The 22191-nt window shown below is 57.8% G+C and carries 16 protein-coding genes and 2 rRNA genes; 5 read left to right on the forward strand and 13 right to left on the reverse strand.

Annotation, left to right across the window (positions count from 1 at the left end; genetic code table 11):
- Nucleotides 1-133: 133 nt before the first annotated feature.
- Both ybaK and HMPREF9241_RS08020 read right to left on the reverse strand, forming a co-directional pair.
- On the reverse strand, nt 134-646 hold the full coding sequence (ybaK, locus tag HMPREF9241_RS08015) for a Cys-tRNA(Pro) deacylase (protein ID WP_006681786.1): 513 nt from the start codon (nt 644-646) through the stop codon (nt 134-136).
- A gap of 14 nt (nt 647-660) precedes the next feature.
- Nucleotides 661-1050 (reverse strand): YccF domain-containing protein, encoded by a 390-nt coding sequence (locus HMPREF9241_RS08020; protein ID WP_006681787.1) that lies wholly within the window; start codon nt 1048-1050, stop codon nt 661-663.
- Nucleotides 1051-1189: 139 nt separating this feature from the next.
- Between HMPREF9241_RS08020 and HMPREF9241_RS08025 the strand changes: the two genes are divergently transcribed.
- On the forward strand, nt 1190-1885 hold the full coding sequence (locus tag HMPREF9241_RS08025) for a YggS family pyridoxal phosphate-dependent enzyme (RefSeq protein ID WP_040318692.1): 696 nt from the start codon (nt 1190-1192) through the stop codon (nt 1883-1885).
- Nucleotides 1886-2064: 179 nt separating this feature from the next.
- Here HMPREF9241_RS08025 and lplAB read toward each other — a convergent pair whose 3' ends face one another.
- The 3 genes from lplAB to ilvD form a co-directional block, all read right to left on the reverse strand.
- On the reverse strand, nt 2065-3114 hold the full coding sequence (gene lplAB, locus HMPREF9241_RS08030; RefSeq protein WP_006681789.1) for a lipoate-protein ligase LplAB: 1050 nt from the start codon (nt 3112-3114) through the stop codon (nt 2065-2067).
- Nucleotides 3115-3175: 61 nt separating this feature from the next.
- Entirely contained in the window at nt 3176-4792 is a 1617-nt protein-coding gene (gene cimA / locus HMPREF9241_RS08035) for a citramalate synthase (RefSeq protein ID WP_006681790.1), read from the reverse strand.
- Nucleotides 4793-4916: 124 nt separating this feature from the next.
- Nucleotides 4917-6788: a dihydroxy-acid dehydratase gene (ilvD, locus tag HMPREF9241_RS08040; protein ID WP_006681791.1), complete on the reverse strand. Its 1872-nt coding sequence runs from the start codon at nt 6786-6788 to the stop codon at nt 4917-4919.
- 186 nt (nt 6789-6974) lie between these two features.
- Here ilvD and HMPREF9241_RS08045 point away from each other — a divergent pair, with 186 nt between their 5' ends.
- The gene (locus tag HMPREF9241_RS08045; protein ID WP_040318737.1) at nt 6975-8168 is read left to right on the forward strand and encodes a cobalamin-independent methionine synthase II family protein; all 1194 of its coding nucleotides are present in this window, start codon (nt 6975-6977) and stop codon (nt 8166-8168) included.
- A gap of 124 nt (nt 8169-8292) precedes the next feature.
- On the opposite strand, the gene HMPREF9241_RS08050 is transcribed toward HMPREF9241_RS08045, so the two are convergent.
- Together HMPREF9241_RS08050 and HMPREF9241_RS08055 are read right to left on the reverse strand one after the other, a co-directional pair.
- Nucleotides 8293-9441: a branched-chain amino acid aminotransferase gene (locus tag HMPREF9241_RS08050; RefSeq protein ID WP_006681793.1), complete on the reverse strand. Its 1149-nt coding sequence runs from the start codon at nt 9439-9441 to the stop codon at nt 8293-8295.
- A gap of 108 nt (nt 9442-9549) precedes the next feature.
- Nucleotides 9550-10608, reverse strand: a complete 1059-nt coding sequence (locus HMPREF9241_RS08055) for a 3-isopropylmalate dehydrogenase (protein WP_040318738.1) — start codon at nt 10606-10608, stop codon at nt 9550-9552.
- 201 nt (nt 10609-10809) lie between these two features.
- Between HMPREF9241_RS08055 and HMPREF9241_RS08815 the strand changes: the two genes are divergently transcribed.
- On the forward strand, nt 10810-11451 hold the full coding sequence (locus HMPREF9241_RS08815; protein ID WP_103633504.1) for a class I SAM-dependent DNA methyltransferase: 642 nt from the start codon (nt 10810-10812) through the stop codon (nt 11449-11451).
- Between the two features lie 119 nt (nt 11452-11570).
- Here HMPREF9241_RS08815 and ilvC read toward each other — a convergent pair whose 3' ends face one another.
- Genes ilvC through HMPREF9241_RS08075 form a run of 3 tightly spaced genes read right to left on the reverse strand, consistent with a single transcriptional unit; the run spans nt 11571 to nt 14856 of the window.
- Complete coding sequence (ilvC, locus tag HMPREF9241_RS08065) at nt 11571-12596, reverse strand: ketol-acid reductoisomerase (protein WP_006681796.1); 1026 nt, start codon at nt 12594-12596, stop codon at nt 11571-11573.
- Between the two features lie 2 nt (nt 12597-12598).
- On the reverse strand, nt 12599-13111 hold the full coding sequence (gene ilvN / locus HMPREF9241_RS08070) for an acetolactate synthase small subunit (protein WP_006681797.1): 513 nt from the start codon (nt 13109-13111) through the stop codon (nt 12599-12601).
- A 5-nt stretch (nt 13112-13116) separates the two neighbouring features.
- On the reverse strand, nt 13117-14856 hold the full coding sequence (locus tag HMPREF9241_RS08075; protein WP_040318740.1) for an acetolactate synthase large subunit: 1740 nt from the start codon (nt 14854-14856) through the stop codon (nt 13117-13119).
- A gap of 407 nt (nt 14857-15263) precedes the next feature.
- Here HMPREF9241_RS08075 and HMPREF9241_RS08080 point away from each other — a divergent pair, with 407 nt between their 5' ends.
- Complete coding sequence (locus HMPREF9241_RS08080) at nt 15264-16859, forward strand: aspartate:alanine exchanger family transporter (RefSeq protein ID WP_006681799.1); 1596 nt, start codon at nt 15264-15266, stop codon at nt 16857-16859.
- Nucleotides 16860-17471: 612 nt separating this feature from the next.
- Complete coding sequence (locus HMPREF9241_RS09435; RefSeq protein ID WP_040318693.1) at nt 17472-18230, forward strand: hypothetical protein; 759 nt, start codon at nt 17472-17474, stop codon at nt 18228-18230.
- A gap of 77 nt (nt 18231-18307) precedes the next feature.
- On the opposite strand, the gene HMPREF9241_RS08090 is transcribed toward HMPREF9241_RS09435, so the two are convergent.
- The 3 genes from HMPREF9241_RS08090 to HMPREF9241_RS08100 all read right to left on the reverse strand — a co-directional run.
- Nucleotides 18308-19837, reverse strand: coding sequence for a threonine/serine exporter family protein (locus HMPREF9241_RS08090; RefSeq protein WP_006681801.1), 1530 nt, complete (start codon nt 19835-19837; stop codon nt 18308-18310).
- Between the two features lie 184 nt (nt 19838-20021).
- Nucleotides 20022-20138, reverse strand: a 5S ribosomal RNA gene (rrf, locus tag HMPREF9241_RS08095).
- 106 nt (nt 20139-20244) lie between these two features.
- Nucleotides 20245-22191: ribosomal RNA gene (locus tag HMPREF9241_RS08100) — 23S ribosomal RNA — on the reverse strand; the annotation flags it as partial.

Here is a 22191-nt window from a genome sequence, read left to right on the forward strand (position 1 = left end):
CAATACTCAGATCACTTTCTGCACGAATGATCTGAAGCTTGCTCGGGCAGCAGAAAAGAGAGAGTTTCCTATCGCAAGCCTGCTTCAAGGGTTTCATCTCTAACGGCTCAGCAGACGCCGGGCCTGTATTCACCTAGTCGATCGCAGTCAGCGGAACACATTCGGCGCCTGACACATCGATAAAGTCCAGCGGGCTCAACTCCACCGAATAGCCGCGCCTACCACCTGACACGATCATCGTGTCATGGTCCAAACAGGACTCATCAACAAATAAACGGTGCGAAGTCGTCTGTCCCAGCGGAGAAATCCCGCCCACCACGTATCCCGTACGACGCTGCGCGACAGCAGGATCCGCCATCTCAGCGTTCTTCGCACCCGCAGCCTTCGCGATCAGCTTCATCGACAGATGACGAAGAACCGGGATAATCCCGACAACGAACTCGCCGGTATTCAGTTTAACCATCAGCGTTTTAAACGCAGTCGCCGGATTAACACCGAGCTTCTCAACCGTTTCACCACCATACGTGCGAGCTTCGGGCGAATGCTCGTATTCGTGCAAGGTGAAGAAAATCCCGGCCTTATTCAATGCTTCAATCGCACGAGTCGGACCCGACGGCGAACTCACATTCGCTTTCTTTTTCCCCACTTGGATGCACCTGCTCAGATGATTACTGCGCGCGGATCAGAAACCACAGTCTTTCCGAACGGGAAGCACGTCACCGGAATCATCTTCAGATTCGCAAGCGCCACCGGAATACCGACGATCGTCACGGCTTGCGCAACAGCTGTTGCTACGTGCCCCATTGCGAGCCAGAGTCCAGCGATCAGGAACCAGACGACGTTCATCAGAGTCGACCCCGCGCCCGCATGTGGCAGAGGCACAACACTACGCCCGAACGGCCAGAGCACGTACTGTGCGATACGGAAGCACGCCAGGCCAGCCGGGATCGTCACAATGAAAACACACGCGATGATGCCGGCCAGCAGGTATCCCAGCCAAAGCCAGATGCCACCGAAGAGTAGCCAAATGATGTTGAGCAGCGTGCGCACGAAGTCTCCTTGAAGTCGTTGGTGAAGCTGCATCAATTATCTCGCATGCGCGGTGGGCGCGCTCTTCGAAAGCCAGTTGTTCAGAGCAAGTCAGGGATTATTCAGGGGGTACGAGGCCGGACTGCCGTACGATTCACCTATGAACATTCAGGCGGGAATTCAGCACGCGTTGGAACGGATTGAGGCTACGCGCACCCAGTATGGGGCATCGCAAAAAGTTGCGCTCGAGCTTGCCGTGAAGACGCGATCCGCCGAGGAATGCGCGCAAGCGGCACGGCTGTTGAAAGACCTTGGGCAGCCGATCTTGCTTGGCCACAATCGCGTTCAGGAAGCCCGAGATACCGTCGATGCTATCCGTAGCGTCGAAGGCTCTCACGTGCACTTGATCGGACCACTGCAATCGAACAAGATCAATCAAGCGTTGGCGTGCGTCGATCTGATTGAATCCCTCGATTCTGTAGCGCTCGCCGCGAAGATCGACCAGCGTCTTTCCACTTCCCTGCCGGTTTTCATCGAGGTCAACGTGTCCGGTGAAGACACGAAACACGGGTGCCAGCCGGCAGACGTTGATTCTGTCGTTGAGGCAGTCGTGAGGTCAGAACACTTGAAGCTCAGTGGCTTCATGACAGTTGGGCTGAATTCCCCTGTCGAGGCTGATGTTCGCTCCGCGTACGCACTGCTTCGCAAGATCCGAGATCGAATCAGGGTCTCGTACGCGATGAGCAAGCTGGAACTGTCGATGGGAATGTCGAATGATCTTCACTGGGCGATCGCCGAAGGCGCAACAATCGTCCGCGTCGGCACCGCCGTTTTCGGGGCGCGTCACCTGGGCTAGATGCAAAACTGGGACATGAGCATGACGCCTGTCTATCTCACCCTTGATCTGATTCGAGAAGTCGGCGGAGAACGGAGTTTCCTACGAGGAATTGAGTACGTCTCTCAGCTCTCAATAATCACTGGCTCTTGACAACATCCTCGCGACTGAGACAAGCCGCGGGGAACAGCTCTGACCAATCACGGAATGCGGTGCACCCACTCGTAGGTCGCGAACTTCGTTTCGCACCGTTCCTTCGCACGCTGGATGTCGGCTTCAGTGATTTCACCGTCAGTAGCGTTGTACTTCGTCTTGAAATGGTCGTAGAAGGTGTCGAGGATCTGCTCGCGTGGCAGACCGATCTGGGAGCGCATCGGGTCAACACGCTTGACAGCGCTACGGGTTCCTTTGTCGCGGATCTTTTCCATGCCGATGCGCAGAACCTCGTTCATCTTCACTGCGTCGATGTCGTAGGCCATTGTCACGTGGTGAACCATGTAGCCGTTTGACCAGCGCTTTTGTGCTGCACCGCCGATCTTGCCCGCTTCGGACGCAATGTCATTCAGCGGAATGTACTTCGCCTTCACGCCTAGCTTTGCCAGGACTTCCATGACCCACTGGTCCAGGAAAGGGTATGACTGTTCGAAACTCATTCCTTCAACCAGAGCGGTCGGAATGACCAGCGAGTACGTGACGCAGTTGCCGGGCTCCATGAACATAGCGCCGCCGCCGGTGACGCGACGGGACACGGTAATGCCGTAGCGTTCGACGCCATCCTGCTGGATCTCGTTCTGGTAGGACTGGAAGGAACCGATGACAACCTGCGGGCCGTTCCATTCCCAGAGTCGCATGAACGGCTTACGGCGACCAGCCGCAACATCTTCGACCAGTGTCTCGTCCATGGCAACGTTAATCATCGGGTCGACAACGGGACCGTGAATGACCTCGAAATCGATGTCATCCCAAGAGAGCGCATGTCCCAGAGCACGACGAACGGCCACGCCAACAGCGGCGGGCGTAACACCCATGAGAACATCATCGGGATCCAGGCCAACTTCAACGCGCGATGCGATCTCAACACCCGACAGTGATGCGGGGGCACCTTCAAGCGCGCCCGTCATACGCAGTAGCGCATCATCGGGGTCAAGGAAGAAGTCGCCAGAGAGGCGCACATTCACTATCGAGTCGTTTTCCACGTCGCAGTCAACAACGACGAGCTTGCCACCGGGAACTTTGTACTCTCCATGCATGGCTTAATTGTCCTCCGCCACGCCCCGCAATGCGAATCGTGCCAGCGTTTTCAGCTGAAGTTCACTCACGTAACAGTGGCGCCACGCCCGAATGCAACAGCCCCCACATGTAGGCGTCGAAGAGCGCTTCCCACGAGGCCTCGATAATATCCGTACCGATACCAACGGTCGACCAGGAGCGATGTCCGTCAGTGGTTTCAATCAGAACGCGAATCGTGGAGTCGGTGCCCGCACGATCCTCGTCCAAAATACGCACCTTGAAGTCAGAGAGCTTGAAGCTCGCGCACACCGGATAGTCGCGAGTCAACACGTGACGGAGTGCCCGGTCGAGAGCATTCACAGGACCGTTTCCTTCGGCCGTTCGAATGTGACGGCGTTCCGTGTGAATCTTGACGGTTGCTTCCGATTCGGCGAAGGGATCGCCCTTGACTTCAGCGATTTCCTGAGTCGTCACCTTCCAGGACTCGACGCGGACGAAGCGTGGCATCTGCCCAAGTTCGCCCAGCGCCAGCAGTTCGAAAGAAGCGTCGGCAGCATCGTAGGTGTAGCCGGCAGCTTCGCGTTCTTTCACCTTTGCCGCCAGCACGCCCGCGGCATTCGGAAGAGCAGTCAGGTCGATGCCGAGTTCCTCAGCCTTCAGCTCGATTGAGGACTTTCCAGCCATTTCGGATACCAGCATCCGCATGCCGTTCCCTACCAGGGCGGGATCGATGTGCTGGTACAGATCGGGATCGACGCGGATCGCGGATGCGTGCAGGCCAGCCTTGTGTGCGAATGCCGAGGTTCCAACGTAGGGGTCGCGCGCGAACGGCGTGATGTTCACGAGCTCCGCAATGCGGTGGGACACGGAGTCCAGCGACGAGAGCGCATCGTCCGGGATCACATCAAAACCACACTTGATCTGCAGGTTCGCCGCACACGTTAGCAGGTTCGCATTACCGGTGCGTTCACCGTAGCCGTTGACTGTACCCTGGACCTGACGCGCCCCCGCTTCCACGGCAGCAATGGTGTTCGCTACCGCGCACCCGGTGTCGTTGTGAGCGTGAATGCCGAGCACCGTTAAACCGCACCCGACCTCATCCAAAGCTTGACGCGAACGCGCTGTCAGCGCACCGATAGTCGACGGCAGGTTTCCACCGTTCGTGTCGCACGGAATAACTGCGACGGCTCCAGCGCGCGCGGCCTCGAGCATCACTTCAATTCCATATGAAGGATCGAATGCGAGCCCGTCGAAGTAGTGCTCCAGATCGACCATGACGTCGATACCTTCGCCCGTCAGGTATTCGACGGTGTCACGCACCATGCGCAGGTTTTCTTCGAGCGTTGTTCGTAGCGCACGCGTCACATGGCGAGGATCCGACTTCGCAACCAGCGTGACGACCGATGCGCCTGATTCAGCAAGCCCAGCAACCTGGCGATCCTCGGATGCCCGAACGCCGGCTTTCGTGGTGGCACCAAAGGCTGTAAGGCGCGCGTGATGCAACTGTATGCCGCGAGCACGCTGGAAGAACTGCGTATCTTTCGGAATCGCGCCCGGCCATCCGCCTTCGATGTAGTCGACGCCCAGCTCGTCCACAATGGGCAGTGCTGCGAGCTTGTCAGCGACGGACAGGGAAATGCCCTCCTGTTGGGCTCCGTCGCGCAAGGTCGTGTCGTACAGGGCAACGTGTTCGCTCATTGCCAGCTCCCTCGAGTTCAGCGCGTGTGCGCTTTGGTCTGGTCAGGTCGTGTTGGGCTGACCGTTCAGATATGGGTGGGGGACCTCATCACAATCGACGAGGCCGCGACCACTGATTCAACGTTCAACGGAGGACGCGCGAGACGTCGCGCGCTGCGCCCTTCGATGCGCTCATTGCCGTTGCGGCGTAGAGCTGCAGTGCGGGTGAGACAACGCGGTCACGGTTCAGCGGAGTCCACGGGTGTTCGCGTGCTTCCTGAGCGGCGCGACGGCGTTCGATTTCCTCTTCGGGGACATCGAGCTGCAGAAGACCCTCGTTCACGTCGATGATGATCGGATCACCGTCTTCGATCAGGCCGATCAGACCACCGTCAGCAGCCTCAGGCGAAATGTGTCCAACGGAGATGCCAGACGTGCCGCCGGAGAAACGACCGTCGGTGATGAGGGCGCAGGCTTTACCGAGGCCTCGTCCCTTGATAAAGGAGGTCGGGTAGAGCATTTCCTGCATGCCCGGCCCCCCTGCGGGCCCCTCGTAGCGAATGACAACAACGTCGCCAGCTTCGACGGTCTTGTCGAGGATCTTTTCGATGGCTTCGTCCTGGGATTCCATGACGCGCGCTCGGCCTTCGAAGTGGAAGAGAGACGGGTCAATACCGGCTGCCTTGATGATGGCGCCTTCGGGGGCAAGGTTGCCGAAGAGAACGGTCAGGCCACCGTTTGCGGTGTAGGCGTGCTCGATATCGCGGACGCAACCTTTTTCCTGATCGAGGTCGAGTTCAGCCCACTTATTCGAGGTAGAGAACGGTTCGGTGGTGCGCACGTTTCCAGGCGCAGCCTTCCAAAGTTCGATCGCTTCGTCGGTGACGGTAGGCGACTTCGGATCCCATGCTCCCAGCCACTCGTCCAGCGACGGCGAGTGGATGGTGTGGACGGTGTGGGTGAGGAACCCACCACGGTCAAGTTCACCAAGAATGCGCGGAATACCGCCTGCTCGGTGGACATCTTCCATGTGGTAGTCGTTGTGGTTCGGTGCAACCTTGGACAGGCACGGGACGGTGCGTCCCAGTTCTGCGATGTCTTCGAGGTCGAAGTCAATTCCGCCTTCGTGCGCAACTGCCAGCAGGTGCAGGACGGTGTTCGAGGATCCTCCCATCGCCATATCCAGTGTCATCGCGTTGTGGAAGGCATCCTTGTTCGCGATGTTACGAGGCAGGACGGAATCATCTTCCTCGTCGTAGTAGAGGTGGCAGAGGTCAACGACCATTTCGCCTGCGCGCACGAACAGGTCGCGGCGAGCAACCTGGGTGGCGAGGGTTGAGCCGTTACCGGGCAACGACAGGCCAAGGGCCTCGGTCAGACAGTTCATCGAGTTCGCGGTGAACATGCCAGAGCAGGAACCACAGGTCGGGCAAGCAAGCTTCTCGATGGCGAGCAGCGCATCGTCGGAAACCTCGTCGTTCGCCGTCGCATTCATAACGGTGATGAGGTTGCCGTGGCCGGTCTTTGCGTCGCCAATGATCACGGACGGATCAATGTTCTTGCCAGCTTCCATCGGGCCGCCGGAGACGAAAACAACGGGGATGTTAAGGCGCATCGCAGCGATCAACATGCCGGGCGTGATCTTGTCACAGTTGGAGATGCAGACCATGGCGTCCGCACAGTGGGCATTCACCATGTATTCAACGGAGTCGGAGATGACCTCGCGGCTGGGGAGTGAGTAGAGCATGCCACCATGGCCCATCGCAATACCGTCATCGACGGCAATGGTGTTCATTTCCTTGGCAACGCCGCCAGCTTCAACGATTGCGTCAGCGACAAGCTTGCCAACGTTACGAAGGTGGACGTGTCCAGGCACAAATTCGGTGAACGAGTTAACGACGGCAATAATCGGCTTCCCGAAGTCGCTATCTCTCATACCCGTCGCGCGCCAGAGCGCACGGGCACCAGCCATATTGCGGCCCTGCGTTGAAGTCGCGGAGCGAAGCTGCCTGCTCATGAGCGTCCTCCCAGTAATTAGGTAATGCGTTAAGCCTAAGAGGATTGGTTGACGCGCGTCCGACGAGGTCATTGAGTGAACAGACAGTTTGTCACATTCGCCTATCCAATGGACGCCTCGGCCTACGCCTCGTACCCAAAACGTAATCTTTCGCTCAAGACGCGGTCGCTAGAAAGGATTACCGACGTGACTATCCGTACAACCCATGTGGGTTCACTCCCCCGCACACCCAAACTTGTCGACGCGAACTGGAAGCGTGCAAAGGGTGAGCTCTCCGACGCTGAGTTTGCTCTGATTCTTCAGGAAGAAGCAAACAAGGTTATTGCCAAGCAGGTTGAGCTCGGCATTTCGGTCGTTAACGATGGCGAGTACGGTCATGCGATGCTCGACACAGTCGACTACGGCGCATGGTGGACCTACTCCTTCTCCCGTTTCGGTGGTCTGACCGCTGAAGAGACCGCTCGTTTCGATGCGCGTCCTCCGGCAGGCCGCGAAGGTCGCATTTCATACTCTTCCTTCGCAGAGCGCCGAGACTGGCAACGTTTCCAAGATGCCTACTCCGATCCGGATTCCGGTATCCACATTGCGAATAAGAATCCCGTTGTCTTCCCGACGATCACATCGGAACTCACCTACATTGGCACCGACGCTGTCAACGCCGATATTGCCGGCACGAAAGCAGCCCTCGAAGCTGTTGGAAAGTCCGTGAAGGATGGCTTCATCGCCGCTATCTCCCCCGGCTCTGCCGCCCGCGTCGCCAACGCCTTCTATGAAGATGACGAGGCCGTCGTGTGGGCACTCGCTGATGTTCTTCGCGAGGAATACAAGCACATCACCGACTCAGGCCTGACCGTTCAGATCGATGCTCCGGATATTGCCGAGGGCTGGGACCAGTTCGCTGTTGCCCCTTCACTCGAGGAGTACCGCGCTTTCCAGCAAGTCCGTATCGATGCTCTGAACCACGCACTTGCAGGTATCGATCCCGAGCTCATCCGTTTCCACGTCTGCTGGGGTTCCTGGCACGGCCCGCACACCACGGACATCCCATTCAAGGACATCGTCGACCTCGCTCTTGCAGTGAACGCCAATGGCCTGACCTTCGAGGCAGCGAATGCGCGCCACGCTCACGAGTGGACAATCTGGAAGGACATCGAGCTTCCTGAAGGAAAGTACCTGATCCCGGGCGTTGTCTCTCACTCCACAAACGTTGTCGAGCACCCCGAATTGGTTGCCCAGCGTATCCACCAGTTCACCGACATCGTCGGCAAGGAACGCGTTGTCGCATCGACCGACTGCGGCCTGGGTGGCCGCGTCTACCCGTCGATCGCATGGGCAAAGCTCGAATCACTGACTGAAGGTGCACGCCTGGCTGATCAGTGATCCAACTCCGCCCCTCACAAGGCTTTAGGGCTGTGGGACTCAGTCCCACAGCCCTAAAGCCTTGTATATGGAGGCGGCCTCGTCGATAAAAATCAACGAGGCCCCTACGTTAAAAACGTGAAAGTCAAGCGAGACGGTAGAGCCAGTTGTACGGATCCGGATGGTGACCCATCTGGATACCGGTCAGCTCAGCGTGGATAGCCTTCGTCTTTTCACCAACGGGGAGCTCCACATCGAAGTCATCATTCGCAAGGCGAGTAATCGGCGTGATGACGGCGGCCGTGCCACACGCGAAGATCTCCGAAACAGCGCCGGAGCGGATGCCCGCAACCAGTTCGTCCAGAGCGATCTTTTCTTCACGAACCTCGGTTCCCTGCTCGCGCAACATACGGCAGATTGCAGAACGCGTACCACCCTCAAGGATGACACCGGACAGTTCGGGCGTACGGATCGTGCCGTCAGCCATGACGACAAACATGTTCATGCCACCGAGCTCTTCGAGATACTTTTCCTCGTAGGTGTCCAGGAAGCAGACCTGCGAGAAGCCCTTTTCAGCAGCGACTTCCTGCGGCATCAGGGACGCAGCGTAGTTGCCACCCGCCTTCGCGGCACCGGTGCCACCCGGGCCAGCGCGGTGATAGCCCTTCACGACCCAGATCGGAACACCGGTGAGGCCGGACTTGAAGTATGGGCCGGACGGCGAGCCGATCACGTAGTAGTCGACAACCTGGGCGGCGTGGACACCCACAAATGCCTCGGAGGCGAACATGAACGGGCGAAGGTAGAGGCTGGTGCCATCGCCTTCGGGAACCCACTTTGAATCCGCGCGAACGTAGTCAACCAGGGAAGCGACAAAGTCTTCGCGATCCATCTCGGGCAGAGCCAGACGACGAGCCGAGTGGTTGATGCGCGCCGCATTGAAAGTCGGGCGGAAGGTCCAGATCGACCCGTCATCGTGACGGTACGCCTTGATGCCTTCAAACACGGACTGCGAGTAGTGCAGAACCGCAGCACCCGGCGTGAGATCCAGCGGACCGTAAGGAATCACACCACGATCCGTCCAACCTTCACCCTTGATCCAGCGCATGTGGGCCATGTGATCGGTGAACTGACAGCCGAAGGTCAGATCATTCATCACCGCGTCGTATTCTGCCTGCGACGCAGGATTCGGGTTGACGGTAAGAGGGAAACGACCTGCAAGCTCGTCACCGGATCCAATCGGCTGAGCAGCCAAGGATTCCAGCTGAGTAGGCACATGCTCTTGGATCGCCATTATTTCTCCTCTTCGTAGGCGTTACGTCAAGGATATGTGTGGATACGACGATACTCGCCACGGTTCCGTCATGTGAACCTAGGCGAGCATCAGTCGGTGAGAATACGCTCAGGCAAGTGCCACGCAGATCGCGTCTCCGATTTCGGAGGTGGAGCGAACCAGAGGAGTGCCTGCCTTATCGGCGGCAGCGCGGTCGGCCATGTCCTTTTCGATGGCGGCTTCCACCTTGGCTGCCAGTTCCGGCTTGCCAATATGATCAAGCAGCAGTGCGACCGAGGAGATCGTTGCAGTCGGATCAGCCTTGCCCTGGCCTGCAATGTCGGGCGCAGAGCCGTGGACGGGCTCAAACATCGACGGGAATGCGCCGTCGGGGTTGATATTGCCCGATGCGGCCAGGCCGATGCCACCGGTGACTGCGCCCGCTTCGTCGGTGAGGATGTCGCCGAACAGGTTGTCGGTGACGATCACGTCAAAGCGTTGCGGGTCGGTGACCATGTAGATCGTGGCCGCGTCAACGTGGCAGTAGTCGACGGCGACGTCAGGGTATTCGGCTCCGACGGCTTCGACTGTGCGACGCCAGAGGTGTCCGGCGTTCACGAGGACATTGTGTTTGTGCACCAAAGTAAGTTTTTTACGAGGCCGAGCGTTGGCCTTTTCAAACGCGTAGCGTACAACGCGCTCAACACCGAAAGCAGTGTTGACTGAAACCTCGGTTGCGATCTCGTGCGGGGTGCCGACGCGGACGGCACCGCCGTTGCCACAGTAGAGGCCCTCCGTGCCTTCACGGACAACAACGAAGTCTATGTTGTCGGGAATGCGTAGCGGCGAGGCAACGCCTTCGTAGTACTTCGAGGGACGAAGGTTCACGTAGTGATCGAGAGCGAAGCGGAGCTTCAGCAACAGACCGCGCTCAAGGACACCGGAGGGAACCGACGGGTCACCAACAGCACCCAGAAGGATGACGTCGTTTCCCCTGATTGCTTCAAGATCTTCGTCGGTCAGGGTGTCACCGGTGCGGTGCCAGCGGTCAGCGCCCAGATCGAACTGAGTCGTTTCAAGTTCCAGGTCGGAACCTTCAAGGACCTTGGTCAGAACCTTCAGGCCTTCGGGAACAACCTCTTTACCGATACCGTCGCCGGGAATCACGGCCAATTTGATCGTGCGCATACATCCAGTGTGCTGAGCTGCGTCTGTGTGCGCGGAAACGTCCGCCATGCGGATCCTTTCCCCGACGAGGCGGACATCCTCCTGCGCTATTCCTCCCCACGCGCTCCTTTCCTTTTCGATGCCGTCATTTCTCTTCTTCATTCCACACCTCACGCCCCAAGCGGGCAGCACGCCCTAGACAGGCTCCTATACACTGTTCCCATGCTTTCGTCTTTTCCTACGGCCAATTCTCCGTTCGATGCCCACGCGGAGCAGTGGGATTCTTCTCCCGTACGCGGGGAACGCGCACGCACCGTCGCCTCAGAAATAATGCGACGACTCCCTTCGGGAGGTCACTGGCTCGATATCGGTTCTGGGACGGGGCTGCTGGGGCTGGCTCTGTCCTCCCATGCCGATCACGTGAGTCTGGGTGATACGTCTCAGGGAATGTTGGAAGTTGCTCACCGCAACATTGCGGATGCCGGCCTGAATGATCGCATGGATGCCCTGTTCTGTGACGCGGAGCAGTGGGTCAGCGAAGTTCCCTCCCAGGAATATGACGTCATTGTGTCGCTGATGGCTCTGCATCATATGAAGGATCAGCGCTCGGTGATCCGTGCGCTTGTGGAGCGAGCGCGGCCGGGTGGCTGGGTTGCTCTGGCGGATATGGATGCGGACGACGGTTCCTACCATGCTGACGGAGATATTGTTCCGGCTCATCACGGCACCGAACGTGCTCTCGTTGAGCAGTTGCTCCACGAATGTGGCTGCCAGAATATCCTCGTCTCCACGGTGATGACGATTTCGAAGTCGGGGCGTGACTACCCGGTATTCCTTGCAACTGCGCAGGTAGCCCGACGCTAGCTCATTCCCCCCACTCGTATATGCATGTGGCGGCCACCTTGAGGGTGGCCGCCACAATGTCTCTGCGAGCCTCCGTCATGCTTCCCTAGTGGAAGGCGACATCACTCGCGCGGAATCGATCAGCGAGCTGCGGAACCATCGGTGTAGTCGGAGTCTGCCGAGGTCCAGCCGAAGGCCTTGCGGAGCTTCTGGCCGGTCTTTTCGATCGGGTGCGCTTCGTTTTCTGCACGCAACGCCTTGAATTCGAGGCCGCCGTTGTCCTGGTCGGCGATGAAGCGCTTGGCAAAGGTGCCGTCTTGGATGTCGGCAAGGACCTCCTTCATGGCTTCCTTGACCTGCGGGCCGATGACGCGTGGGCCGGAGACGTAGTCGCCGTACTCTGCGGTGTCGGAGCAGGACCAACGCTGCTTGGTCAGGCCACCCTCGTTGATCAGGTCAACGATGAGCTTCAGTTCGTGGCAGACCTCGAAGTAGGCCATTTCGGGCTTGTAGCCAGCTTCGGTCAGGGTTTCGAAGCCGTACTGGATAAGCTTGGAAACGCCACCGCAGAGGACTGCCTGCTCGCCGAAGAGGTCGGTTTCGGTTTCTTCAGTGAAGGTGGTCTCAATGACGCCTGCGCGGGTGCCACCGATTGCCTTGGCGTAGGACAGTGCGAGTGCGAGCGCCTGGCCGGATGCGTCCTGCTCGACACAGACGAGGGCCGGAACACCCTTACCTTCGAGGAACTGGCGACGAACGGTGTGTCCCGGGCCCTTCGGGGCGACCATGCAGATGTCGTGGCCGGCTTCGGGGGCAATGTAGCCGTAGCGGATATTGAAGCCGTGCGAGAAGAACAGTGCGGCGTCGTCCTTGAGGTTCTTGGCGATTTGCTCTGCGTAGACGAAACGCTGGACCTGGTCCGGAACCAGGATCATCACAACGTCACCTTCGGCCACAGCTTCGGAAACGTCCTTGACAGTCAGGCCAGCGGATTCAGCCTTGTCCCATGAGGAAGAGCCCGGACGCAGACCAACAACCACGTCGACGCCGGAATCCTTGAGGTTGAGCGCATGGGCGTGACCCTGCGAGCCGTAGCCAATGATGGCAACCTTCTTGGACTGGATGATCGACAGATCTGCACCGTCGTCGTAGATGATCTCAGTCATTGTCATTTCTCCTTCAATTGATCCGTGATCGAGCGTGATCCGCGGCCGATCGCCACAGCGCCCGACTGGACGATTTCTGTCACACCGTACTGCTCAAGGGAGCGGACAAGTGCTTCGAGTTTAGATAGTGAGCCAATAGATTCGATGACGACCGTTTCCGTCTGCACGTCGACGACGTGAGCACGGAAGAGGTCGACAACCTGCAAGACGCCGGTGCGACGCTTTTCGTCGGCGCGCACTTTGATCAGGAGGAGGCGACGTTCCACGGAGTCTTCCGGTTCAAGCTCCACAACCTTGAGCACGTTCACCAGCTTGTTCAACTGCTTGGTGACCTGTTCGAAGGGTTGGTCTTCTGCTTTGACGATGATCGTCATGCGGGAGATTTCGGGATGCTCAGTTTCACCCACGGTAAGCGAGGTGATGTTAAATGCGCGACGCGCGAACAGTGCCGAGACGCGGGTCAGGACACCGGGCTTGTTTTCAACAAGCACGCTCAGAGTATGTGTTTGTGCCATGATTTTCAGTCCTCCACATCCCAGTCGGGTGCCATACCCTTGGCATAGCGGATTTCATCGTTCGACACACCTGCTGCGACCATCGGCCACACCATGGAGTCCTTCGAGACTCTAAAGTCGATCAGGACAGGGCGGTCGTTGATGGACATGGCCCATTCGATAGCCTCGTCGACTTCGTCGATAGAACGGACGGTGCGCGCTGCCATACCGTAGGCGGTGGCGAGCATTTCAAAGTTCGGGATCTGCTCTCCGTCAACGGGGTTGAGCGTTGTATTGGAGTAGCGCTTGTCGTAGAACAGCGACTGCCACTGACGCACCATGCCGAGCACGGAGTTGTTGATCAGGCAGACCTTGATCGGAATGTTGTTCACCGTGCAGGTGGCCAGTTCCTGGTTGGTCATCTGGAACGAACCGTCACCGTCGATTGCCCACACAACGTTGTTCGGCTTGCCGACCTGGGCGCCCATGGCGGCGGGGATGCTAAAGCCCATGGTGCCCAGACCAGACGAGGATATGAAGTGCCTCGGCTTGTCGGACTGGATGAACTGAGCCGACCACATCTGGTGCTGGCCAACGCCGGTCACGTAGATAGCATCGGGGCCTGCGATCTTGGACAGTCGCGACAGGACTTCCTGCGGGGCCATCATGCCGTCTTCAGTCTTCGTCCACCCCATCGGGTAGCGGTCCTTCAGACGGTTGAGGTAACGCCACCATCCGGAGATGTCATCGCCCTGGTCCTTCTTCTTCATCGCGACGATTTCGTCAACGAGCATCGGAAGCGCGTCGGCGAGGTTACCGACGATCGGAATGTCCGCGAATCGGTTCTTCGAGATCTCAGCGGCATCAATGTCGATGTGCACGATCTTCGCACGAGGCGCGAAAGAATCGAGGTTGCCGGTCACGCGGTCATCGAAGCGAGCACCGAGTGTGACGATCAGGTCGGAGCGTTGCAGAGCACCGACGGCTGCCACGGTTCCGTGCATACCAGGCATACCCAAGGTGTGTGAATCAGAATCTGGGAATGCACCACGTGCGGTCAAAGTAGTGACGACCGGAGCGTCGGTTGCCTCAACCAGTCGAGCAAGATCATCGGTTGCACCCGAACGGATCATGCCACCGCCGACGTACAGCACCGGGGCTTGCGCTTGAAGGATTGCCTCTGCAGCCTGGCGCACTTGGCGCTTGTGAGGCTTGGCAGCTTCTTTGTAACCGGGCAGGTCCATGGCGGGTGGCCAAGAGAAGTTCATCTGGGCAGTCTGCGCGGACTTCGTGACATCAACGAGGACCGGGCCGGGACGACCAGTCGACGCAATCTCGAAGGCTTCAGCCAGTCGAGATGGAATCTCTGTAGCGTCGGTGACAAGGAACGCATGCTTCGTCAGTGGCATCGAGGCGCCAACAATATCGGCTTCTTGGAATGCATCGGTGCCAATCAGGGAGGCACCCACCTGACCTGAAATCACGACCATGGGGACGGAGTCCATGTTTGCGTCGGCCAGCGCTGTCAGGGTGTTTGTTGCACCCGGGCCGGATGTGACAATCGCACAACCGACCTTGCCGGTAGCAAGAGCGTAGCCTTCAGCGGCGTGGCCTGCACCCTGTTCGTGACGAACAAGAATGTGATTGAGCTTTGAGCTCATCAACGGATCATAAGTAGGAAGAATTGCGCCACCGGGCATGCCGAACACGTCGGTCACGCCGAGAGCTTCAAGGGAAGCAATAATCGCTTGCGCCCCGGTCATCATCTGCGTGGGAGCAGTGTCTTTCACCGCTGGGTCCTCTCTATGTGTGGGTGGATCTCAACAAAAAATCCCCAGCCGCGTCATAGCGATGGGGATTAGGCGTGCGATCCATCCGTTTTCACGCGGCAGGATTCGCACGCCCGGGTACGATGACCAGGACGGAAATACCAACCGAGAGAATGTTGAACACGGGTAAACCGTATGCCCACTAGGGCCTCGCCCCGCCTTTTATCTCACACTGCGGAATCTGAATCTCATCGCCTTTGTCGTTTCATTTGCATACGTGACACAAACGATAGGTTTTCGGCGCTTTATCCGTCACAGATAGGACGATGAACTAATTACCTTTGCGGACAAACCTGCAATAATGGGCGTGATTACTCCGTCAACACAACATTGGAGTCGTAACTGTGGAAACAGTATTCGCTCTGCTGGCTGAGCAGCCAGTTCTCTTCCTCTTCCTGCTCATTGGCATCGGTATGGCGTTTGGCCATATCAAGGTCAAGGGCATCGGTCTCGGTGCTGCGGCCGTTCTGTTCTTCGCCATTATTTTGGCGGCGTGGGCACAGGCATACGGCATCGAGCTTCGCGTGACCCCGCAACTGGGAACGCTCGGCCTGACCCTCTTTACCTTCGCTATCGGTATCAACTCCGGCGCGTCCTTCTTCCATAACTTGAAGACCGCTGTCGGCCCGATCTTGACCGTCGTTGTGCTCTACGTCGTCGCGGCCGGCGTTGGCCTTGGCGTTGGTAAGGCCCTCGGCATGGATATCGCACTGATCTCGGGTACGTTCGCTGGCGCGGTCACGAACACCCCCGCTCTTGCAGCCGCCGGCGAAGCCTCAGGTCAGTTGGACCGCGCAACTGTCGGCTACTCGATTGCCTACCTGTTCGGTGTGATCGGTATGCTCGTAGCTTCTGCCGCAGCGCTCTCCTACGGCAAGAACGACCGCGATACTCCTTCCCCGCTGGCGAACCGCACAATCCGCGTTGAGCGCGACGATCACCCGTTCGTTGGCGACATTTACGAGAAGCTCGGGTCGAAGGTCACATTCTCGCGTCTGCGTCGTGGTGAGACCGGCCCGATCACCCGCCCGTCGATGTCTGACACTCTGGACCCGGGTGACTTGGTGACCGTCATAGGTCCTCGTGAATTGGTTGCTCGCGCAGCAACTGAGCTGGGTCACGCTTCTTCACACTCCCTTATGCAAGACCGCACTTACCTTGACTTCCGTCGCATGACGGTTTCCGATCCGAAGGTTGCCGGTCGCGCGGTTGCTGACCTAGAGATGGCGAAGCACTTCTCCGCAACGATCTCCCGTGTGCGTCGCGGTGACGTTGACATGGTTGCCGAGCCGGGCTTAATCCTTCAGCAGGGTGACCGTGTTCGCGTTGTTGCTCCTACCTCCAAGATGGAAGCCATCACGAAGTTCTTCGGCGACTCGGCTCGTGGCCTTTCGGATCTGAACCCGATCGCGCTGGGTCTCGGTATGGCGCTCGGTATCGCGATCGGTGAACTCCCGATCCTGACCCCGTCCGGTGAATACTTCTCGATCGGTTCGGCAGCAGGCACCCTGATCGTTGGCTTGGTCTTCGGTCGTCTGGGCCGTATCGGACCGCTGGTCACTGCGCTGCCCTTCACCGCTTGCCAGGTTCTTTCTGAGTTCGGTCTGTTGGTCTTCCTCGCACAGGCTGGCGCCAATGCTGGTGGACAGATTGCGAACGCCTTCACCTCCGGTGACTGGATCAGGATCTTCATCCTGGGCTTCGTCATCACGACGATCCTTGCAGTTGGCACCTACGTCATCATGCGTTGGATCTTCAAGATGGGTGGCACGCAGCTGTCCGGCTTCCTCGGCGGTCTGCAGACCCAGCCGGCTGTTCTGGCATTCGCCAACGGTCGCACGAACTCGGATCCGCGCGTTGCCCTTGGTTACGCTCTGATCTACCCGGTCGCAATGGTCGGCAAGATCTTCGTGGCCCAGATCCTCGGCGGACTTGGCTGATCCTTTCATCTTCCGCTGATCTCTGATTGACGAGGCCGGGCGGGCACCACGCAAGTGGTGTCCGCCCGCTTCTTTATCTTTATCTTTAATTCGACGAGATGAACGCCAGCATGCTTGCCTTACGCTTTCAAACCCCTTTGGATGCTCCCCTCTCTTAGAATGGTGACGCCCCATCATTGTTTGCTCGAGGAGCGTTCCATGAGTTTGCGTTTCAATCCACCACCTAACTGGCCGAAACCGCCTGACGGTTTTACTCCCGGGCCGGGGTGGAGCCCCGATCCTTCGTGGAGTTCTGCACCGGCGGGCTGGCAACTGTGGGTCGATGACGGTATTGCTTCACCTTCGAGTATTCCAGGGAATGATCCTTCGTCACCGAGCGCCTTCTCGTCCGACGCATCTGTGTCCTCGGCTTCAGCTGGAGCCTCGTCCCCCTACGCGCCAGGCGGAAGTGGGCGCACGACCACCGCGAGCCCACCCCATAGTGCTAGGCAGAATGCTCCTCTACCCCAGACACGGACACCCGCTGCCGCCAACCAACCATGGGCGACGCCACCAGCTGCTGGTTCGCCAACGGACGCTGGGAACCCGTATACGCAGTTCGCGCGGGGAAGCATGCCCTCCTATGCGCAGGCGAACGCTCAGAGGAAGTCATCAACGAACCGAACCGTCGGGATTGTCCTCGGCTCCGTCGTTGGAATCTTCTTTATCACCATCGCCCTGGCAGTGATCGGAATCCTGAACCCGGACGACGAAGAGGATCCGACGGCCTGGCGTGGATCTGATCCAGGCTGGCCCACCTCGGCCTTCTCAGAGACACCAAACGAAGTCAAAATGAAGGACGGGTCATCACTTGCCGATTCGCTTCCGTCCGGCACAACTACAGAAAAGTTCGGTTTCAGCGCAAAAAGCCCCGCTGACCCGCAACTCCATTATTTGACTATGTACGACAGTGAGGTGGATTCCTCGGGTCTTCCCGTCACTTCAATCAACGTCGAACTCGGTGCAGTTGACTGGAATGCAGGGCCGGCAATCCTTGCTGAGCTGACGGAGGAAGGTATCGAGAGCCTTTATACGGAACCTGATGCAGGCGAAGTCTGGATTCGTGTTCCCGTCACCATCACCTACCACGGTGAAGACACGTTCAATTCCTTCGATCTTGATCTGACATACTCCAATGACGATTCCTTCGCTTTTGCCGAATATTCCTACACTGACAGCGATTTCTCTATCATTGATATGCCGGGCGACGGCCAAACAGCAACCGGATACTTCAATTTCATGATTGATGAAGAGAACGCAACTGCGCAGCAGGGCATATTTGAGGTCTCAGCCTTCTACACAACTCCATCGCTGTTTATGTCAGCGAAATAAGACGGTGTCCTGACAGAGGTGTGGGGGTCTCAGGCAGTGCCTGAGACCCCCACACCTATGAAAAGTCGGACGCTACGTTACTCGCTCAATTCTTGGTTTGAGGATGTATCATCTGGTGTTCTTGCTTCGGCAAGCGACTGCTCACTCAGAGCCTCTTCACCGCCAGCAGCTCCAACTGTTTCATGTACTTGGGCAGAAGTGTGGTCATTGGCCACCGTGTCAGCGCTGTCTGTAGGGCTGAACGAATCTGGGAGGACCTCGTCCAGGAGAGGCACAACGGGCGCCGATTCCGTGAGCCAGTTCTTATCCGTCAGCATTCGCGCCACAGCAAGACCCATGCCGATACCCACGATCGTGAAAATAACGGTGAATAGCGACTGGAGGGCTTCGAGCATCTGGCCGTTGTTCAAGTAGGTGAGCGAACGGTAAAGCGGAACACCTGGGATCATGATGACCACCGCCGGGACAGATAACGTCACTCGAGAGAACCGCGTGCGCTCCGCTGCAAACGTTGCAAGGAGGCCTGCAGCAAGGGCTGCAAGACCGACAGCTGCGGGCGTCTGAACATCAAGCTCGTCAACCAGAGCAAGACGCCCAACGTTGATAAAAGCACCAATCAATGCCGCCGTTCCCGCTACTCGCGTTGGCGAGTTAAACAGGACAGCAAAGCCAAACGCCGCGACAAAGCTCGTGATAAACCGCAGAGTATAGAGCAACCAGGGGGTGAGGATGTAGCTGTATTCGGGAGTGACAGACCAGTGGAAGACTGTTGACACTACCCAGGTGGCGACGCCCGCAGACAACAAGAGCATGAAGACGTACGTCAGACGACCTAGACCGCCTTGGAAATCGTGTCGGACCAGGTCAATAATGCCCGTCACTAGCGGGAAGCCAGGGACTAGGAACAGCATTGCTGAAATAAAACCAGCTTGGTGCGTAGGCTCAAGGCCAAGGAAGTGCTGTGCAGGGGCAACGAGAAGGATGTAGATGAGCGCCGCGACTGCACCACAACTCATCCACACTCCGAAGTGGTTCATGTGACGGTGGAGCATCTGACGCCGAAGCGCCTGGCCAAAGAATGCTGCGACTGCAACAGCTGAGCATTCAACCCAGCCGCCACTGTTCAGGAATGAGAAGGCAGCACAGGCAAGTCCAGATGCTGCAGCGTTCGGAAACCAGTCATACAGTGGCTTCACCCGTTCGATTTCGTCAAGCGCTTTTTCAGCGTCTTCAACCAGAACTGCCTTGCCTTTAATAGAAGCGACGTAGTTGTTAAGCCTGTCGATACGGTCGGCATTGACGCCCATTTGGCGTTGTTCAGCAAGACCAGTACGGAAGGTGCCGTTCGCATATGCGGTGGCGATGATCTCCGTGTAGGTGACTTGCGCGTGATGCTCTGCGATACCTACTGCTTTGGCAAGCGTTGTCATTGAGTTTTTTACGCGATATGCACTGGCACCGCTTGCCAGGAACATCTGACCGAGTCGCAACACCACGCGTGACTGGTGGGCAAGACGATCATGGGCGGCCGAACGGTAAGCCTGAATGCCCTCGGGGGCACCTTCGATAATGTAGCCCGATGACACTTGATTGGTCGTTTCACTCATAGAACAAGCATTCCACCCTAATGGAATAAAGAAGGCGGTCTATCGTCACAGACGGCTTGTAGCGTCGGACACGTTGCCGACTGTTGTGCCGGCAATTGGCTGGCACCGTCTGAGATTGCCAGCACACACACGTGAGGCCGTGAAAGCCCTTTTGGGTTTTCACGGCCTCAGCGTTGAAGTGTTGTTGCGGCGGTGTCCTACTCTCCCACACTCTGTCGGGTGCAGTACCATTGGCGTTTGTGGGCTTAGCTTCCGGGTTCGGAATGTTTCCGGGCGTTTCCCCACTACTATGACCACCGCAAAAATGGTCACTCGCTTGTGTTGTCCACTCCCCCTTGCTGGGGGTGTGGGTTGAGTGTGATTCGTATAGTGGTTGTAAGCAGTCTTACTTTTGGTTGCCTTTTTGTGGTTTCGTGTAGTGTCGGCCAATTAGTACCAGTCGGCTCGCGAGCACATTGCTGTGCTTCCACCTCTGGCCTATCAACCCGCTAGTCTGGCGGGGGCCTTCACACCATTACTGGTGTTGGAAACCTCATCTTGGAGCAGGCTTCCCGCTTAGATGCTTTCAGCGGTTATCCCTTCCGAACGTAGCCAACCAGCCGTGCACCTGGCGGTACAACTGGCACACCAGAGGTTCGTCCATCCCGGTCCTCTCGTACTAGGGACGGGCCTCCGCAAGTTTCCTACGCGCACAGAGGATAGGGACCGAACTGTCTCACGACGTTCTGAACCCAGCTCGCGTACCGCTTTAATGGGCGAACAGCCCAACCCTTGGGACCAACTCCAGCCCCAGGATGCGACGAGCCGACATCGAGGTGCCAAACCATGCCGTCGATATGGACTCTTGGGCAAGATCAGCCTGTTATCCCCGGGGTACCTTTTATCCGTTGAGCGACCACGCACCCACGTGCCATGGCCGGATCACTAGTTCCTGCTTTCGCACCTGCTCGACCCGTCGGTCTCACAGTCAAGCTCCCTTGTACACTTGCACTCGCCACCTGATTACCAACCAGGCTGAGGGAACCTTTGAGCGCCTCCGTTACTTTTTGGGAGGCAACCGCCCCAGTTAAACTACCCACCAGGCACTGTCCCCAACCCGGATTACGGGCCGAGGTTAGATGACCGCGTGAACCAGAATGGTATTTCAACGACGACTCGACAAGAGCTGGCGCCCCTGCTTCACAGTCTCCCACCTATCCTACACAAGTCCAAGCGAACACCAATACCAAGCTATAGTAAAGGTCCCGGGGTCTTTCCGTCCTTCTGCGCGTAACGAGCATCTTTACTCGTAATGCAATTTCACCGAGTTCATGGTCGAGACAGCGGAGAAGTCGTTACGCCATTCGTGCAGGTCGGAACTTACCCGACAAGGAATTTCGCTACCTTAGGATGGTTATAGTTACCACCGCCGTTTACTGGGGCTTAAATTCAAGCCTTCACCACCCGAGGGTGGTTGAGCCTTCCTCTTAACCTTCCAGCACCGGGCAGGCGTCAGTGCGTATACATCGTCTTACGACTTCGCACGCACCTGTGTTTTTGATAAACAGTCGCTTCTCCCTATTCTCTGCGACCCCACAACGCACACACCCAGAAAAAGGGGGGACGTCACAGGGTCCTCCTTATCCCGAAGTTACGGAGGAATTTTGCCGAGTTCCTTAACCATGATTCACTCGAACGCCTCGGTATACTCTACCTGACCACCTGAGTCGGTTTAGGGTACGGGCGCGTCATGCCCTCACGTCGAGGCTTTTCTTGACAGCTTAGGATCACCACCAGACACCCCAAAAGGGCACCCCCATCAGTCCTCACCCTACATGCCTACCGGATTTACCTAGCAGACGGGCCACAACCTTAGACACACACAACCATCGGTGCGCGGCAGCTACCTTCCTGTGTCACCCCTGTTAACACGCTTACCTACAACAATCAGGATCCCACAACACCCAAGCTGATCAAACCCGAAGGAATGAACAGTCCAGATGCGGGTGGTTAGCATAAAAGCTTCAGTATTTGGCGGTCACAACGCGGTACCAGAATATCAACTGGTTGTCCATCGACTACGCCTGTCGGCCTCGCCTTAGGACCCGACTAACCCAGGGCGGATAAACCTAGCCCTGGAACCCTTAGTCAATCGGCGGACGGGATTCTCACCCGCCATTCGTTACTCATGCCTGCATTCTCACTCCCACACGCTCCACCAACCGTTCCCAGCAGGCTTCACCGCACGCAGGACGCTCCCCTACCCACCCACACAACCTGAGGCAGGTCCCCTGCCCAGGCTCTTTCATGTGTGAGTGCCACAGCTTCGGCGGTACGCTTAAGCCCCGCTACATTGTCGGCGCGAAACCACTTGA

This window comes from Schaalia turicensis ACS-279-V-Col4, from assembly GCF_000296505.1.
Taxonomy (GTDB): domain Bacteria; phylum Actinomycetota; class Actinomycetes; order Actinomycetales; family Actinomycetaceae; genus Pauljensenia; species Pauljensenia turicensis_A.